The organism is Pseudomonas sp. UBA6562 (genome assembly GCF_002434265.1).
Classification (GTDB): domain Bacteria; phylum Pseudomonadota; class Gammaproteobacteria; order Pseudomonadales; family Pseudomonadaceae; genus Aquipseudomonas.
In genome coordinates this window covers 613,170-628,626 of the sequence record NZ_DJJS01000008.1, presented here as the reverse complement: position 1 = coordinate 628,626, position 15,457 = coordinate 613,170, and the positions used below count along the sequence as shown (strand labels likewise).

Annotated in this window: 12 protein-coding genes and 2 pseudogenes; 7 read left to right on the top strand and 7 right to left on the bottom strand. The window is 51.7% G+C overall.

Annotation, left to right across the window (positions count from 1 at the left end):
• Positions 1-50: 50 nt before the first annotated feature.
• The 3 genes and pseudogenes from B4M43_RS18505 to B4M43_RS18495 form a co-directional block, all read left to right on the top strand.
• Positions 51-1,928 (top strand): AAA family ATPase, encoded by a 1,878-nt coding sequence (locus B4M43_RS18505; RefSeq protein ID WP_296268906.1) that lies wholly within the window; start codon positions 51-53, stop codon positions 1,926-1,928.
• 276 nt (positions 1,929-2,204) lie between these two features.
• On the top strand, positions 2,205-2,384 hold the full coding sequence (gene tnpB, locus B4M43_RS18500; protein ID WP_349681658.1) for an IS66 family insertion sequence element accessory protein TnpB: 180 nt from the start codon (positions 2,205-2,207) through the stop codon (positions 2,382-2,384).
• An 8-nt stretch (positions 2,385-2,392) separates the two neighbouring features.
• A pseudogene (locus tag B4M43_RS18495) lies at positions 2,393-2,638 on the top strand (histone-like nucleoid-structuring protein, MvaT/MvaU family); the annotation flags it as partial.
• Positions 2,639-2,827: 189 nt separating this feature from the next.
• On the opposite strand, the gene B4M43_RS18490 reads toward B4M43_RS18495, so the two are convergent.
• From B4M43_RS18490 to B4M43_RS18480, 3 genes are all read right to left on the bottom strand, one after another.
• Entirely contained in the window at positions 2,828-5,377 is a 2,550-nt protein-coding gene (locus B4M43_RS18490; protein WP_296268905.1) for an AAA-like domain-containing protein, read from the bottom strand.
• Complete coding sequence (locus B4M43_RS18485) at positions 5,374-6,915, bottom strand: alpha/beta fold hydrolase (protein ID WP_296268904.1); 1,542 nt, start codon at positions 6,913-6,915, stop codon at positions 5,374-5,376. Before B4M43_RS18485 ends, B4M43_RS18490 begins: the two co-directional genes overlap by 4 nt.
• Positions 6,916-7,912: 997 nt before the next feature.
• Positions 7,913-8,560: an HAD family hydrolase gene (locus B4M43_RS18480; RefSeq protein WP_296268903.1), complete on the bottom strand. Its 648-nt coding sequence runs from the start codon at positions 8,558-8,560 to the stop codon at positions 7,913-7,915.
• 363 nt (positions 8,561-8,923) lie between these two features.
• On the opposite strand from B4M43_RS18480, the gene B4M43_RS18475 reads away from it, so the two are divergent.
• Both B4M43_RS18475 and B4M43_RS18470 read left to right on the top strand, forming a co-directional pair.
• Positions 8,924-9,451, top strand: a complete 528-nt coding sequence (locus B4M43_RS18475; protein ID WP_296268902.1) for a hypothetical protein — start codon at positions 8,924-8,926, stop codon at positions 9,449-9,451.
• Positions 9,415-10,421, top strand: a pseudogene (locus B4M43_RS18470) (IS3 family transposase); the annotation flags it as partial. The gene B4M43_RS18475 and the pseudogene B4M43_RS18470, both read left to right, overlap by 37 nt.
• A gap of 111 nt (positions 10,422-10,532) precedes the next feature.
• On the opposite strand, the gene B4M43_RS18465 reads toward B4M43_RS18470, so the two are convergent.
• Positions 10,533-11,855, bottom strand: a complete 1,323-nt coding sequence (locus tag B4M43_RS18465) for a mechanosensitive ion channel family protein (protein ID WP_296268901.1) — start codon at positions 11,853-11,855, stop codon at positions 10,533-10,535.
• A gap of 106 nt (positions 11,856-11,961) precedes the next feature.
• On the opposite strand from B4M43_RS18465, the gene B4M43_RS18460 reads away from it, so the two are divergent.
• Complete coding sequence (locus B4M43_RS18460) at positions 11,962-13,338, top strand: DEAD/DEAH box helicase (protein WP_296268900.1); 1,377 nt, start codon at positions 11,962-11,964, stop codon at positions 13,336-13,338.
• A gap of 45 nt (positions 13,339-13,383) precedes the next feature.
• Here B4M43_RS18460 and B4M43_RS18455 read toward each other — a convergent pair whose 3' ends face one another.
• The gene (locus B4M43_RS18455) at positions 13,384-13,656 is read right to left on the bottom strand and encodes a hypothetical protein (protein WP_296268899.1); all 273 of its coding nucleotides are present in this window, start codon (positions 13,654-13,656) and stop codon (positions 13,384-13,386) included.
• A gap of 156 nt (positions 13,657-13,812) precedes the next feature.
• Between B4M43_RS18455 and B4M43_RS18450 the strand changes: the two genes are divergently transcribed.
• On the top strand, positions 13,813-14,220 hold the full coding sequence (locus B4M43_RS18450; protein WP_296268898.1) for a transcriptional regulator: 408 nt from the start codon (positions 13,813-13,815) through the stop codon (positions 14,218-14,220).
• A 148-nt stretch (positions 14,221-14,368) separates the two neighbouring features.
• Here B4M43_RS18450 and B4M43_RS18445 read toward each other — a convergent pair whose 3' ends face one another.
• Together B4M43_RS18445 and B4M43_RS18440 are read right to left on the bottom strand one after the other, a co-directional pair.
• The gene (locus B4M43_RS18445) at positions 14,369-14,623 is read right to left on the bottom strand and encodes a DUF7660 family protein (protein WP_296268897.1); all 255 of its coding nucleotides are present in this window, start codon (positions 14,621-14,623) and stop codon (positions 14,369-14,371) included.
• Positions 14,624-14,728: 105 nt separating this feature from the next.
• A complete protein-coding gene (locus tag B4M43_RS18440) occupies positions 14,729-15,178 on the bottom strand; it encodes a hypothetical protein (protein WP_296268896.1) in 450 nt (149 codons plus the stop codon).
• Positions 15,179-15,457 lie beyond the last annotated feature (279 nt).

The window sequence follows — 15,457 nt, the reverse complement described above, 5'->3', positions numbered from 1 at the left end:
GTTTAAGCTGGCCTGGCTCAGTTCGTGCTAACACAGGGTAGTGTTTGTCGATGTCGAAAATCCTCGATTTTGAGATTAAGAACTACAAGGGCATTGTCAGTACGAGCATAGAGCTCTCAGGGCGAAGCGACACGCCGATCGTTATGCTCATTGGATTGAACGAGAGTGGTAAGACGACCATTCTTGAAGCGATTTCGCAATTTGTGAGCAGTGACCAATCGGTTTCGAGCCTTTATACATTCAGCCCCGAGAACAACGAAGAATTTACCTTCATTCCTGCCAGCCAGAAGGGCTCATTCAAGGGCACGGTTTCCGTAGCCGCCACGGTGAAGCTGGACGACACCGAAGTGTTGGCGATCAAGCAACTTGTTGAGCTTGCAGGACTTGAGGTTGATGTCGAAGCTCTACGCAAGAAGTTTCGAATTGCTAAAGAGATCAGCTTCGCTAATGACCCAAAAGGTGAGAGCTCGGGTAGCCTGGGGTTGGAGTTTAACGTCAGGATGCCAGGGGCATTAAGCTTTGAGCCTTATGCGCAGCCGGATGATCCACAACAGAATCTTTGGGAACTCATCGCCGAATTGGTGGTGGAGGGCGTTCCCACAGTTGCGTATTTCCCGACGTTCCTGATTAACGTGCCTGAAGAAATTGAGCTGGCACCGTTTGCGGGAGAGAGCTATGAGCAGAGGCATTATCGAGAGATCGTAGAGAAGATCTTTGCCTACGCTGAGCATGACGTAGACGAGCATATCAACAAGCGCATCGCCCAGTATCGCGAAAGAAATGGGCCCCAATGGCTCGATACGTTCTATCGAAGCCATGAAAAAGGGCAGATCGATGCCGTCTTTAAAAAAGTTTCTCAAGCGCTGACCACCGAGGTGATTGGTGGTTGGCGGCGGGTCTTTTCGCGCGAGACGACCGCCAAACGGGTTGAATTGCAGTGGTCTGTCACGGGCGCTGACCGACCTACTGCCATGGTGTCTTTTGCTGTCAGCAATGGCGATTCTGACTACAAGATCAGTGAACGCTCAATCGGGTTCAGGTGGTTCTTCACGTTCTTGCTGTTGACGCGCTTCAAGCTGGAGGGCTGTAAGCGCAAAACGATTTATGTATTCGACGAGCCTGCGGCCAACCTGCACGCTCGTGCCCAGGTAGAGTTGCTGACGTTCTTCGAAAAAATGATCGAGAACGGCGACAAGATTATCTACTCTACTCACAGTCATCATATGGTAGATCCGAGGTGGCTAGCTGGAGCGTACATTGTAGAGAATCGTGCCGCGAAGCATGACGATGCGGACGGATATGACCTTGAGTTCTTGCCAGCTAAAATTGCCGCTATCAAATACAAGCAATTTTTAGACAGTTATCCAAGCCGAAGTCATCACTTTCAGCCAGTCATTGAGAGGCTCCAGTACGTTGTGCCCCAGATTGTCGGCACCTCGCCCTGTGTCATTGTGGAAGGGATCTCAGACTACTACGCGTTAATGGCCGCCTCCACCAGTTGCGACTGCGCTTTGAATTTCAATATCGTCCCAGGCGTAGGCTCAACCTCCTCCGGCAATTTAATTAGCCTGCTGATGGGCCGAGGCGAGAAGTTTATCGTCCTGTTGGATGACGATAAAGCCGGGCGAGAGGCGCGCGATCGATATAGGGCAAAGTGGCTGCTGCCTGAGGACGTCGTCATTACGCTCGCAGACATCGACGCCTCTTACGCCAGCATGGCCCTGGAAGCCCTCCTGGGGCACGAAAGCTTTGAACTGGCGCAAAGGAAGATGGAATTATCCAGTCCGCCGAAAAAAGACCAATATGGCTTGTTCTTGGCAGAGCACTACTATAAGGCGCAGACAGGCCTGGATATATTCTCACCGCAAGGCCTAGAAAACCTGCATGCCGTGCTCAGATTCCTGGCACAAAGTTTCGCGCAACAGTAGCGTGAAGAGGTGCCACTTCCCTTGCGTTCCGCAGACCGCGACGTAGGGTGATCAGGGCTGGGCAATGGCCGGTGTCGTAACAGAGACCGCTTCAATGGCCGGTTCACCCTTTGGGTTGCCATTGATGATGATTCCGACGTCGAATGTCTCTGCATGGCCAAAGATGAAACGCGCGCACGAGTTGTTGGATAGTAAGGGCTCCATGAACCCCACCTTCAAAGCGCTTCGCTGGTGCCCGATGCTGCGCTCCCAATTTCTTTCTGGAGCCGGCACACCATGATGCGACCCGACGCTAAAGTCGAAAAATTGTACCTCTATCCCAAGCCGGTGGACTTCCGAAAATTTATCGACGGCCTCACCACGCTGGTGGAGCTGGACATAAAAGTGGAGGTATTCGATTCGGTACTTTTCGTATTCCTAAACAAGTCCCGTAACCGCGTGAAGATCTTGTATTAGGAACGTAACTGCGTGACCTGCTGGCCGAGTACGGCTGCAGCCTTCGTGATGTGATCAACATGTTGGATCCTCAGGCCGGCCGTCATGCCTCAGTCCCTGCTGTTGTCGAGAAGTTCCCGCGTCGCGCACGTCAGGTCAAGCAGTACAAGAATTCCCACAACGGCGAGATCATTGAGACTAAAAGTGGAAACCACAAGCTGCTGAAAGAACAGAAAACCGAGTACGGCTCTGACGAAGTAGAGGGTTGGCTGGCCCGCGAAGCTCGTCTCCAAGGGCAAAATAAACCGTCTACCGGTGGTTCGGGTTTGTATCGGTGGTGCACTCATTCATTGGCCATCCGGATGCCGTTTGGAGCTGGCCGGCTTCCTGCCCGGTAGATAAGAGTGAAATGCAGAGTAGAGTTGGTTGTATAGCCATTCCACTCTGCATCAATGATGCTAGTCTTAGTAGACTGTCACTTCAATCAAAGCGCATTTCTTGGTTTTGATGTCGTCTTCGACGTATTTGTATTTTTTTTCAACACGTTCAGAGTTGGAATATTGAACAAGCACTTTTGAATTTCTGCCTATATTCTTCAGTCTAGATGTCTCGTAAGAAGTAATTATTTGCTCGGCTTGTTTCTTCAATGGTCCCCAGATTTGCGAGGTGTTTTCTTCGTCGACTGATGAAACGGTTTTTATGAATTTAGTTCCGTACTCGTAAGCTGTGTCTTTATTTTTCTCATGTAGCATTGTTAAAAAGAGCAGAGCGGCCGATTGAGTTGGGTCGGTTTGAAGGGATTTTTCTTCAAACTTTTTCCATATAGTGAGAGACTCGCCAATGTTTACGTCTCCACGAGTCCAGAGTTGAACAATAATTCCAACTGTTGCGGTGATGTCATCGCCAGCAATCAACTCCTCAGGGCAGCTCTGTCCCAATAGCCTTAAATAATTCATGCTCCATTGATCATCTGGTTTGTAGCAACTATAGGTGGCCAGATTTCTATAAAGCTTAATTGTGCTCTCAATCGGCGTTGTTGCGTCTGAATAATGTTGGGCGCACTTGACCAGTAATTCGAACGCTAAATCTGGATCGCTTGTAGTCGTCTCTTCCGCAAGATTGATTATGATGTTAAATTTGCTGAAGCTGGGTCGGAAGTATTTTGATTTTATGATGCTGAGGAAATTATCAAACCCTAGAGGATCACTCAGTTCAGATATGCGATGCAGGCCTTTCGCGAGCGTTGACTTACTCAGGCCTAGAACAGAATCCGAAACCTCCGAAAGGGGGATTGTATTTTCACTGATTAGCGTTACGAACTCTGTAAGCGTTTCGCAGTTTTTGCTGTTGTCTTGGTGTTTTTCTATTTTCGCTAACAGCAGGAATGGCTTCAATGGTATAGGCGCGTGCGATAGTGCACTTTCAATGCAGGCCAATGTTTTAGATGGGTTTTTTAAAGCTTCGTAAATGGTCGACTGATGGTAAAGTGCGGTCGCTAGTGACACGTCTAAGCGGTCATTTGCTTTTTCTTCAAGAGTTTTGACTAACTCTTCTGAGAGGTTTTCAGCAATCCCAAGATTTTCTTCCGTTCCAGACTTTAAATAGGCAACGAGCAAGTTTAATTTTGCATTAACGGCTGTGGTGTGATCCACGCCAGATGCAGCCTGTTGTAGTGAAGGAATACTTTCAGTATAGTTCTGGGCGCTAATGTAAGCCGTGCCGATGTGAAGCTTACTCAATTGAATTACTTTGAGATCGGTTGAGCTTTGGTCTACGATAGTGAATTGCGCAATTGCTTTAGAGCTTTGTTTTGTCCATAAGTAGGCTAGGCCTAGTTCTAATCGGGCTATATCACTTACAGTTGATGGGTTGTTTGTGTCTCCAAGAGCCTCTTCATAGTACTGGATTGACTGTTCGTAGTTACCGGAGTTGTATGCTTCATTAGCGAGAATCAAAATTGATTTTTCAGCGCTAGATATCTGCTCGATCCATCGGTCAGACAAAGCTTCATCAATTACTCTATTCTTGATTTTTAGTTTTCCGAAATCTACGGGCTTAGTTATCCCCGCAAGATAAAGTTTGCTTTTAATTTTGTCGTCTAATGCTTCACATTTAGAATATCGTATGGCAACTATGGCGTTGCGAATGTGCGTGTCTGCTTCAACTAAATTTCTAATGTGATCAATTGGCGCCCGATCGAGCTCAGTTAGGTAGATTTTGTCGACGACTTTATCAACGGTGGTGGTGTCAATCAGTTCCCCGTTTAGAAGCCGGTCTTCAATTTCGCTGCAAAGATCCCAGGTTATCCTCGGGTTTCCGTTTGTCCAGCTGAATATTTTGTCAATAACATCTTGCGGAAATTCGAGTCCGGCTTTTGTAATAAATGCATCGAATTCTGCTCGATTAAAATCCTCAAGGTAAATTTTCTCGCCAATATTGAATGGTGAGATATTCTTGTCGCGAATCAAATCGGAAGGTTCTGCTACCCCAGATAAGACATAGGTGAGGCGGGTATACTCAACATGGTTTGCTCTGGAAAAATACATGCTCCGAATCTGAGCAAGGACAATATCGGAATAGTTGCACCCAACGAGGGAGTCGATTTCGTCGAGGACAATGACAACTCGCTTATCACAGGATCTGAGTAGCAGTCTGAGATGTCGATCAAACTCGACATTCGGCTCAAAGCCTGAGCTTGCACGCTGCACTTGGACTTTATCTTCACAGTTTTCGAAATATTGTGGGAAGGAGTCGATTAGTGAGTCGACTACATTTCGGAACCACTTTTTCGCGGAGTCAAAACGATTCGATAGATCAAGATAAAGTACTATGTCATCGGTTCTCTGACGCTTCATATTGATGAGTAAATTCGTTTTGCCCATCTGTCGAGACACTAATATGTATGCGGGACGTCCCATGTCGTCAATGACGGTTCGCAGTTGCCTATCCGCAGCGCGTTCCACATATAAGCAGTCCGGAATAATTGTGCAAGGTCGCAAGTTACGTGTTCTCATAATGCCAAATCCTGTTGAACAGACGACGATATTTCAGAAAATTCTTTTTGAGAGCCGACCTCGTTGCGCGCTCTCCTAAATAGCATTTTCACATATCGCGGAATTCCTTTGCTGTCTTGCACGATCATTCTGAGATCCTCATCGCTCACTTGTATTGGTAGCGTTTTAGTTATTAAGTCTATGAGAGATTTTATATCGTCAGAATGCCAGGGGTCGAACTCTATAAATTGGATTTTTTCATATATTTTGGGGTGGCCAGATTTGATGTCGAATTTAGGATTGCAGATTGATGAATATAGCCAAATAACTCTGCTCTGATCATTCAGGCTCTCTGTTAATAGAGTTAGCTGATAGCAAAGATTCAAGAATTTAGAGTATTCATGACCGCTTGATAGTGGGATTTCTTCAATCAAAATTGCAAGTGGTTTGTTAGATAAGAGTCGACAGATAGCCTTCCTGAATTCGTTAAGCACAGTCTGTTGCGTGGAATCTTTTGGAAGTATAGTCTCGATACCGCATCTATCTAACAATAAATTGCATATCTCCCTCATCAGCTCAAGAGCTGATAGGTCTCTATAGCTATCAAGTATTACATGCTGTAACGTCCAACCAGACATCAAGGTTAGTCGTCTTAATACCGCCGTTTTCCCAATACCAGGTGGGCCTGAGATCCAGAGATTGGAAGACTGCGCGGCGGTGGCTGACACGGAGTCCTCTTTCCTCTCATGATAAAAACGTTCAACAGAGTTTGTGTAAAAATCGAAAAGGACGTCATTGCACGTGTTGGCGGTATCTAATTGGGGTTTTGTGGGTGTTGCGATATTTTCGTTCTTCCTTAGTGTGTTCACTAAAAAGTTTTTTAGGTAAACGAAACGGAGGTCTTCAAGGCTGGTAGGTTTGGTGATGTTTATATGGCCTTCACCAATTATAGTTGCGTTGTTTTTCTGGCCGATATAAGGGAGGGTGCTTTCAGGGGAAACAATTGCATCTATGCCAGCTACAACGTGAAAGGTTTTAATTTTCGTTTCAACTTGCATCATTATCCAGTCATTGTTCATTCCACTTAGGAAGTCAGACTTAAATTTCAGCTGTTGTAGGTGAGCATGCTTCCATGAGAACTTCGATGCAAATGCCCAGCCCGAGCCGGAAAGTGGTGAAGCGTATAGAATGAGGCCGGCAATTCTGTGCTCATGCTTGGATTTCAGAGACTCGAGAATAAAATGTCTCGATATCAATCCGCCTAAGCTGTGAGCTACAAGTATTATATGTTTTTTTTCAGGGTAGTGTCCTTCGATAAAGCTTTTTAATCCATGTGCGATTTCTTGCACACTCGGCATTTTTTTGCCAAAAGGGAGCCTGATTAAAGAGGTCGGATAAGTGTAACAATCATAAGCGATGTGGCTTAGTTCGGTACATTGTACTAGGACTTGCAGCATGGTGTCCCAAGTTCCACTTGACCCTGATAAGCCATGTATAAAAAGAACAAGCTGATCTTGATTCGATTTACGCTTAGTCGGTATTACGCTCTTAGCGGCCACTCTTAATTCCCTATAGTTCTATTGATGAGAGTTTTGGCTAGGCATTCGATATGCTTCTAGTACAAATTCTCGACCTCCAGCAGTGGCGATGATGGCAATTTGTCATGAAAATGTCCACTGTCTCTACCCTCCCTATACCTAATGGGAGGCTCTGCACTCACACAGCAGCCACTGACACCCTATGGGCGCAAAGAATTGGATCTGCATGGATAACATCCGCGTTAGGTTTCGTGAGCGTGATGCAACCCAAGCGACAGGACATCCTTTGCGAATCAAGCTGGCAGCCTTTGCTCAATCCAAGTAGCGTTGTCTGAAGAACTCACTACCATTCCGAGCTTTATCAGTCTAATGAGTTCATACCCGCGTCTTTAGAATGTAATCCAGTAAAAATTCGAATTCTATCTGAGGTTGAGCACCTAGGATCAATAGATTCAACACACGCGCTCCTGCAAATTCTTTCGGTTAAAAGCATGAAGGATTCGATCAGCATTCTGTAATGCACTCATTGAGCATTAAGTCTATGAAAACGTTTTCGTTCAGTGCAGGTCGCAAGTTTTCCTTCCGCGCGTCGTTGTGTTTTTGTACCACTGCCAGGTAGCTTTGGAGATATCTCAAAGATGGGGGTGAAGTCCTAGTAACTCAAAATCTCCTTTGAGGCTTGTGAGCGCATGAACTTTACAGAAATTCTTCCTATTAAAAATTCCCAGAGTGATAGGTCAGCAATGACGCAGTGCGGTGGCGAGTGTCCATGTGTGGATCAATGATTGCACTCTTTATACCTGCAGTTTTTTTGCTGAGATATTCTTCTCCTCGCCGAATTTTGCATTGGACTCAAAGAACTCCGAAAGACTCATGGCGGTTTAGGGTGCAACTAGGTCACTCAATTCAGCTGTATTTCTTAATAGTTCTTCAGCGCGAGTCAAGATGGAAGGCGGGATGAACATTGAAGTCGTTGCTCCACAGTAGATGCCGGCCGTGTTTGGAGATGGGTGCTTCATCACCCCAGTTCTCTGGCGAACTGCTCGGCAACGAGTTTTGCGAATTTCATGAAATTTCCAAAAGCGCCGGCACCGGATCGATCAAGATGAAAGCCTTTGATGCCAATAGTTCGACACCCATCTCGATCGCATCGCGATGAACCTCGGATCAGTGCTACCTGAGGCGAATTTCCGAACAGGTGACCAGGCACAACTCCAATATCGTAGCACACGGTACGGTAGATCGCTGGATCAGACTTGGTGAACCCGAGCTCGCAACTTAATGCATAGGCGTTGAGATCTGGCAGTAGCTTCTTTACGGCCGGCTCATAGGGAGCAACTAGGTTACTGCAGACGGCGGTAGCTATGCCGCGCTCATGGAGGAGGGCGATCGCATCGCATGCATCTTGGAACACCTCGATCGATTCGATTTCGCGTTGAAGGTCAGACTCGATTTCAGCCATGCGTGACGGAGTAACCTGAATGCCGAGGATGCCAACAGCCTCTCGAAGCTCGGCATCAATAGCCATCAGTTTATGGAGGTCGCCTGGGGTATGGCGTCGGCCATGCCTCGCGCCCTCTCGCAGCAGCCGGCGATACGGGTGTATGGGTGTCCCGATCGGCAGGGTTGTGCCGAAGGCGTCAAAGATCACTGCTGTGATTGCCATCCGTATCTCCGTGATCCACTAACGGGACTCAAAGTTTTTTTGTAGTTCTGAAGGCCTTGCCGTACCTGGGCTGCAGGGTGAATACAGCTGATTCTTTGGGGTTTTTAAGGCGCTTTCAGGTGATTTGCGAATGAAAGCGTACCGCGAAGATGTGAGGATATAAAGCCGGTGACGATCATTAAAGGCTCCTACAATGATGATAAATACGCTTGAATGTGCTTGATGACTCACTAGCGTACCTGGTGATACGTGATCGGCAAGCAATGGAGTGCCATGAGGGCGGGACTTTCCGTTGCATTAACAGCTAGTGTAGGATAAAAAATATTTCTACAGTTAAGATCAAACGCTAAGGTAGGAGGGGTAATGAGTATTCCATATATTGATCAAGAGCTTGTTGGGCGTCAGATCTGTGCAGCATCTGATTTGCTAGACGCTTACAAAAAGGATCTAGATAAGGAGGAGGCCGAAATCGAGAGGTCTGAGCGTGAGTTGGCTGGGCTTTCAGCATTTATTGATTATGCTAACCGTTCGGAGAAACGTTTAAAAGCTTTACGTGAAACTACTGCTGGAGAAGCTTATGGCTCAAACGAGCTTGCTCTAGTTGATGCGGATGCGCTGGCCCAATATTCGCGTTTTTCAGGAGTGGTGCAGTCACACATTGGCTCTTGCCGGCAGCGCGCTGATCAAATAAAAAGATCTATTAAAATTCTGGAAAAAGATATTGAAGCGTTAAATTTGATGTCGGTCACCAGGTTTCGAAATGCATTGAACTACTCTACTTTTAGGTTGCCGGGTTGGGATTTTTTACGTATTGCCAATAAAATATCTAGAGGTAACCTAAAAATTGTTTCATTGAGCAGAGTGGTATCACGCCCGCCAGCAAAGCGTTAACCCCAGAGCAGCAAAAAGTCCAACAGCTCGAAGCTCGGATAATGCGCCTTGAACGCGAGAAATCGATACTAAAAAAGGCTACCGCGCTCTTGATGTCGGAAGATCTCGAGCGTACTCGCTGATCCGTCAGCTCAGCGCCCATGAGCCCGTTGATTGTTTGTGCGAAGTGTTCGAAGTCACCCGCTCAAGTTACTGCGCCCATCGTCATAGAAGACGAACTCCGGACGTTGAGCGATTGCGGTTGCGCAGTGGAGTGAATAAGCTAGTCACGCAGGGGCGAAGTGCGCCCGGCAGCCGCAGCATCAAGGCAATGATGCAAGAAGAGAGTGAGCAAATCGGACGATTTAAGGTGCGCAGATGCATGAGTCGGCGTTGGTAAGCAAGCAGCCGGGGTGCATGCGTACCAAGAGTCTACAGTGGAGCGGCTAGATATTCCGAGTGTCTTGAATTGAGCGTTTAATATCGAGGCGCCAAATCAGGTCTGGTGCGGCGACATCACTTACGTTTGGGCGCAGGGTAAATGGCACTATCTAGCAGTCGTCCTGGATCTCTATGCACGCAGAGTGGTGGGCTGGGCCTTATCAGAAAGGCCGGACGCAGATCTCGTGGTCAGGGCGCTAGACGTGGCTTACGAACAACGCGGAAAGCCTCAAGAATTACTGTTCCACTCCGATCAGGGACCGCAATATGGCAGGCGTCAGTTCCGCCAAAGACTGTGATGCTATCGCATGCGCCAGAGCATGAGCTGCCGGGGCAACTGTTGGGATAATGCGCCGATGGAGCGAGTATTTCGCAGTTTGAAATCAGAGTTGATACCGACCACGGGGTACCTGACTGGGCAGCAAGCTCAACGAGACATCAGCCAATACCTGATGAACCACTGCAACTGGGTCCGACCCATCAACTCAACGATGGACTGGGGCCAGCGAAAGCCCAAGAAAAACTCAAAACCGTGTCCCGGATGAGTTGACCACTACAATCACACAGGCTGAACAGGGCCGGCTGCGCCGGCCATCGCGGCTGAAGCCGCTCTTACACGAAGCCGGCGCTTGGTTGGCGGGTATCAATCTGGCCCAGTCCTTTAACTTTCCATTTGCTCGACTTGCTCCCGATATCCAGGCTTCTGTAGCTCCAAGCGCTCCACAACCCGCTCCCCACCCGAAAACCCCACCCGCATATCCCGCCCCGTCGGCTGCTGATACAAACTCAACCCAAACTCCGGCAACACCGCCAGCAGGTAATCGAAAATATCCCCCTGAATCCGCTCGTACTCCGCCCACGCCGTAGTCCGGGTGAAGCAGTACAGCTCCAGCGGTACGCCCTCGGCGGTGGCCTCCATCTGCCGCACCATGCAGGTCATGTTCTGATGGATGTCGGGGTGGTTCTGCAGATAGGCCAAGGCATAGGCGCGGAAGGTGCCGATGTTGGTGAGCTTGCGGCGGTTCGCGGCGAGTTCCTCGCCCAGGCCTTGGGCCTCGTTCCACTCGTGAAGCTCCTTACGCTTGGTGGTGAGGTAGTCGCCCAGCAAACGCACGTTGATCAGGCGCTGTTCCTCTTCGCTGGTGAGGAAGCGCACGCTGGACACGTCGATACTCAAGCCGCGCTTGATCCGCCGCCCACCCGATTGCTGCATGCCGCGGTAGTTGCGGAACGATTCGCTCATCAAGCGCCAGGTGGGGATGGAGACGATGGTCTTGTCGAAGTTCTGCACCTTGACCGTGTTCAGGCTGATGTCCACCACGTCGCCATCGGCGCCCACTTGCGGCATCTCGATCCAGTCGCCCACATGCAGCATGTCGTTGCTGGTCAACTGCACGCTGGCCACGAACGACAGCAGCGTGTCCTTGTAGACCAACAGCAGCACCGCCGACATGGCGCCCAAACCCGACAGCAGCAACAGCGGCGAGCGGTCGATCAGGGTGGCGACGATGACGATGATGGCGAACACCCACAGCACCATCTTGGCCAGTTGCACGTAGCCCTTGATCGAGCGGGTGCGGGCGTGTTCGGTGCGGGCGTAGATGTCGAGCAGGGCGTCGAGCAGGCACGACAGCGCCAGGCTGAGGAACAGCAGCGTTGTGGCCAGGGCGACGTTGTCGAGGAAGTGCTCGGCGGTGGCGCCCAGTTGCGGCACCAGTTTCAGGCCGAACTGGATCACCAGCGACGGTACGGTCTGCGCCAAGCGGTGCAGCACCTTGTTGTGGCGCAGGTCGTCGACCCAGCGCAGCGCTGGTTGCCGCGCCAGCAGACGGGCGCCGTGCAGCATCACGAAGCGGGCCAGGCGGCCGAGCAGGAAGGCGATCAACAGCAGCACGGCGAGGCCCAGGCCTGCGTGCAGCATGGGGTGTTGGTCGAGGGTGCCCCAGACATCCAGGGCGTCGGTCCACAGTTGTTGGAAGTTCATAGCAATCAGCAAAGCCTGTGTAGCGGTGTGGTGTGCACTCGGCGTGCACGCGGGGGAGGGAGTTTGCCAAAAGAAACTCGGCTCCTTCGGCGGAAAACGTTACCCTATGCAACTGAATTCCCGCTACTTGTCCGAGGTTACCTCCGTGTTTTCCCAACTCACCCTGCACGAACGCCTGCTCAAAGCCGTGGCCGAGCTGAATTTTGTCGAGCCGACCCCGGTGCAGGCGGCGGCCATTCCCTTGGCCCTCGAAGGGCGAGACCTGCGGGTGACCGCGCAGACCGGTAGCGGCAAGACGGCCGCCTTTGTGCTGCCGATGCTCAACCGGCTGATCGACCTCAAAGGCCCGCGCGTGGAAATCCGTGCCTTGATCCTGCTGCCCACCCGTGAGCTGGCCCAGCAGACCCTCAAGGAAGTGCAGCGCTTCGCCCAGTTCACCTACATCAAGGCGGGGCTGGTCACCGGCGGGGAAGACTTCAAGGAACAGGCCGCCATGCTGCGCAAGGTGCCGGACGTGCTGATCGGCACCCCGGGCCGTCTGCTCGAGCAGCTCAACGCCGGCAACCTCGACCTGTCCCACGTGCAGGTGCTGGTGCTCGACGAAGCCGACCGCATGCTCGACATGGGTTTCGCCGAAGACATGGAGCGCCTGTGCCATGAATGCGCCAACCGCGAGCAGACCCTGCTGTTCTCCGCCACCACCGGCGGCGCTGCCCTGCGCGACATGATCGGCAAGGTGCTGAAGGAACCCGAGCACCTGATGCTCAACAGTGTCTCGCAACTGGCCGAGGGCACCCGCCAGCAGGTCATCACCGCCGACCACGATCAGCACAAAGAGCAGATCATCCAGTGGTTGCTGGCTAACGAGACCTTCAAGAAGGCCATCATCTTCAGCAACACCCGGATCATGGCCGACCGCATCTACGGCCACCTGGTGGCCAAGGACATCAAGGCCTTCGTCCTGCATGGCGACAAGGACCAGAAAGACCGCAAGCAGGCCATCGACCGCTTCAAGGAAGGCGGCTCCAAGGTGCTGGTGGCTACCGACGTGGCGGCCCGTGGCCTGGACATCGACGGCCTGGACCTGGTGATCAACTTCGACATGCCGCGCAGTGGCGACGAGTACGTGCACCGCATCGGCCGCACCGGCCGTGCGGGTGGGGAAGGCCTGGCGATTTCGCTGATCACCCACAACGACTGGAACCTGATGTCGAGCATCGAGCGCTACCTCAAGCAGCAGTTCGAGCGCCGGGTGATCAAGGAAGTCAAAGGTACTTACAGCGGGCCGAAGAAGGTCAAGGCGTCGGGCAAGGCTGCTGGCGTGAAGAAGAAAAAGACCGACAAGAAGGCCGGTGACAAGAAAGCGGGTGACAAGAAGGTGGCAGCCAAGCGCAAGCCTACCGCCAAGCCGAAGAAGAACGCGCCGCTGGCCAGCGCGGACGGCATGGCACCGCTGAAGAAGCGCGCGCCGGCTGCTGAGTAAACGAGGTATACGTCAGGGCACGGACAGTGCCCTGACGATGATCCCTTAACCGGTCTTCTTCTCCGCCGCTTTCAACTCCTGTACGCGGCGGTCGATCAGTTGGCACTTGTCCGGCAAGTCCTTGCTGGCGCTGTCCAGCTGCATGTTCTGCAACTCCTCGTTGATCTCCTTGGCTTTCTGCGGATTCTGTTCGGTCAGTTGCGTGACCAAGCCGGCCAGTTCCTCGCGTTTGGCGGTGGCTTCTTCCGGGGTGCAGGCCCAGGCGGGCAGGGCGCAGAGCAGTGCGGCGGCGCAGGCCAGGTTCGATAGGGGTTTCATCGTGCATCCTCCATTGCAGTGATGGGCGGTGGAGCTGCCATGATCGACGAAGTTCAACGAAACTGACTGAGTAGTCAGTCTGCATCGTTCTGAACACCGCCTCGCCGTGCCGGTCCCAAGCATGTCATTCATCCGTTGCTTCGCGAGGTTACGCCGATGTCTACCTATGACTGGGACCTGATCGAACGCCTGCTCCATGAAGTGCAAAACGGTGCGGGCGAAAACTTCACGCCACGCCCTTATGCCGAACAGCATGCCGCTGCCAAAGCCGCCGCCGGCGAGCCGGTCGGGGATGTCGATGCGCTCAAAAGCCGTGCCTGCGAGTACGAGAAACTGCTGCTCGAGCGTGGTTTCATCGACCATCGTCCGGAAAGCGAGGGTGGCAATGGCGAGAACTTCGTGCTCACGCCAACCGGTTCGCGGCTGTTGAGTTTGATCGACAGCAGCATTCCAGGGTTCGAGCATCCGCGCCAGGTGCTGGACGAGCAGCCCGATGCCTTGGACCCGACCACGTTCGAACAGGTCTCGGCTAAAGCGCAAATCTCCGGAGGGGCGTGCCAATAGATGTGAGCTGACGGGCTTCATCTGTAGGAACGATGCCGTGGTCGCCCCGATGCAGGGGCGCCACGGCTTGTGTCTTGTGTTCGCTGGCTTCAGCTTACTGAGTTCGCAACAGATCGCCGTCCGCTTGGAGGCTGCTCAAGGGGGTCGATCATTCGTAGATCTTGCCGCAGTACAGGAAAACCGCGAACTGCTGCCACGGATTGGACGGCTGCAGGCCTTGGCCGATCCCGAAGTCACTGTCTTCGGCCCAGGCGATGGCACTTTCCAGGAATCCCTCGACCGTATCGTTTTGCCACTCCGTGCTTTCGGAAGAGTGTGCGGTTTTATCTGCCATGAGCGCACGCGCAAAGCGTAGGAACGTTTGATCGTCATGCACCTGATGGAGAAGGGTTTGCAAATCCACCGTTGTTTGTCCTTTTAACTAGAGGGGGCAGGGTGCGGGTACGAAGTCGGAGCATGCTCGAACTTCCGTTCGTCATGCATAAGGCGGAAGCCTGGTCGGCTCGGCTCAAGGGTCAGCGCATGCCGCCATGCCACCGAAATCCACGTAACCCTCGGCAGTCACCGCGAAGCACCATGTTCCGGATGAGTCGAAAAAGTAATGATGCTGTGGGATGTCGTTGACCACATAGGCCAAAAACTCCGGAAAAATCTCAGGCCTGATCGACAGCGCAACATTCAGGGCCGCGTCGTTGATATAGAAAATCTGCTCGTGGTCAGGCAGGGCGTTCAACACGTCGCCTGTTTTCAGGAAGGCATTCAATTGCGGCGCGCAGTCCGCTTGGCCCAGATCGATGGGCGCTGCGCTATGCCAATCCAACTGTCCCCATGCGATCTTCGAGCCCTTCCAAGGAAACGCATTGGACAGTATGTCGGCTATCGGCTCCCAGTCTTCGATGACCCTGGGTCGAGGACTGAACCTCTCGATATCCGTCAGCACCTGATCTTCAAGAGTCATTTTGGTCTCCCTGTAATCCGAACGTAGGTCGAATGGCCTTTGCGGTTCAAGGGCTTGTAACATGGCAACTTGCAGCGCGGGAAGGCCGTACCTATAACACTTTCCATTAGGTTTGCCGAAGCATCACTGTGCCCCTCCTATGAAGTTCTGACTCCAGCTTGATTACCGACTGAATAACTTCGGGGGTGTCGGCCTTTGCTCCAACCTTTTCGTGTAAACCCTGGCGGGTCACAGGCTAGCACCGGATAATCGCCGCTTTCCTGTCTTAACGAGCCACTA

Coding starts and splice junctions, on each gene's coding strand:
- B4M43_RS18505 (WP_296268906.1), top strand. CDS start 51: ATGTCGAAAATCCTCGATTTTGAGATTAAGAACTACAAGGGCATTGTC.
- tnpB (WP_349681658.1), top strand. CDS start 2,205: ATGATGCGACCCGACGCTAAAGTCGAAAAATTGTACCTCTATCCCAAG.
- B4M43_RS18490 (WP_296268905.1), bottom strand. CDS start 5,377: ATGAGAACACGTAACTTGCGACCTTGCACAATTATTCCGGACTGCTTA.
- B4M43_RS18480 (WP_296268903.1), bottom strand. CDS start 8,560: ATGGCAATCACAGCAGTGATCTTTGACGCCTTCGGCACAACCCTGCCG.
- B4M43_RS18475 (WP_296268902.1), top strand. CDS start 8,924: ATGAGTATTCCATATATTGATCAAGAGCTTGTTGGGCGTCAGATCTGT.
- B4M43_RS18465 (WP_296268901.1), bottom strand. CDS start 11,855: ATGAACTTCCAACAACTGTGGACCGACGCCCTGGATGTCTGGGGCACC.
- B4M43_RS18460 (WP_296268900.1), top strand. CDS start 11,962: ATGCAACTGAATTCCCGCTACTTGTCCGAGGTTACCTCCGTGTTTTCC.
- B4M43_RS18455 (WP_296268899.1), bottom strand. CDS start 13,656: ATGAAACCCCTATCGAACCTGGCCTGCGCCGCCGCACTGCTCTGCGCC.
- B4M43_RS18450 (WP_296268898.1), top strand. CDS start 13,813: ATGTCTACCTATGACTGGGACCTGATCGAACGCCTGCTCCATGAAGTG.
- B4M43_RS18440 (WP_296268896.1), bottom strand. CDS start 15,178: ATGACTCTTGAAGATCAGGTGCTGACGGATATCGAGAGGTTCAGTCCT.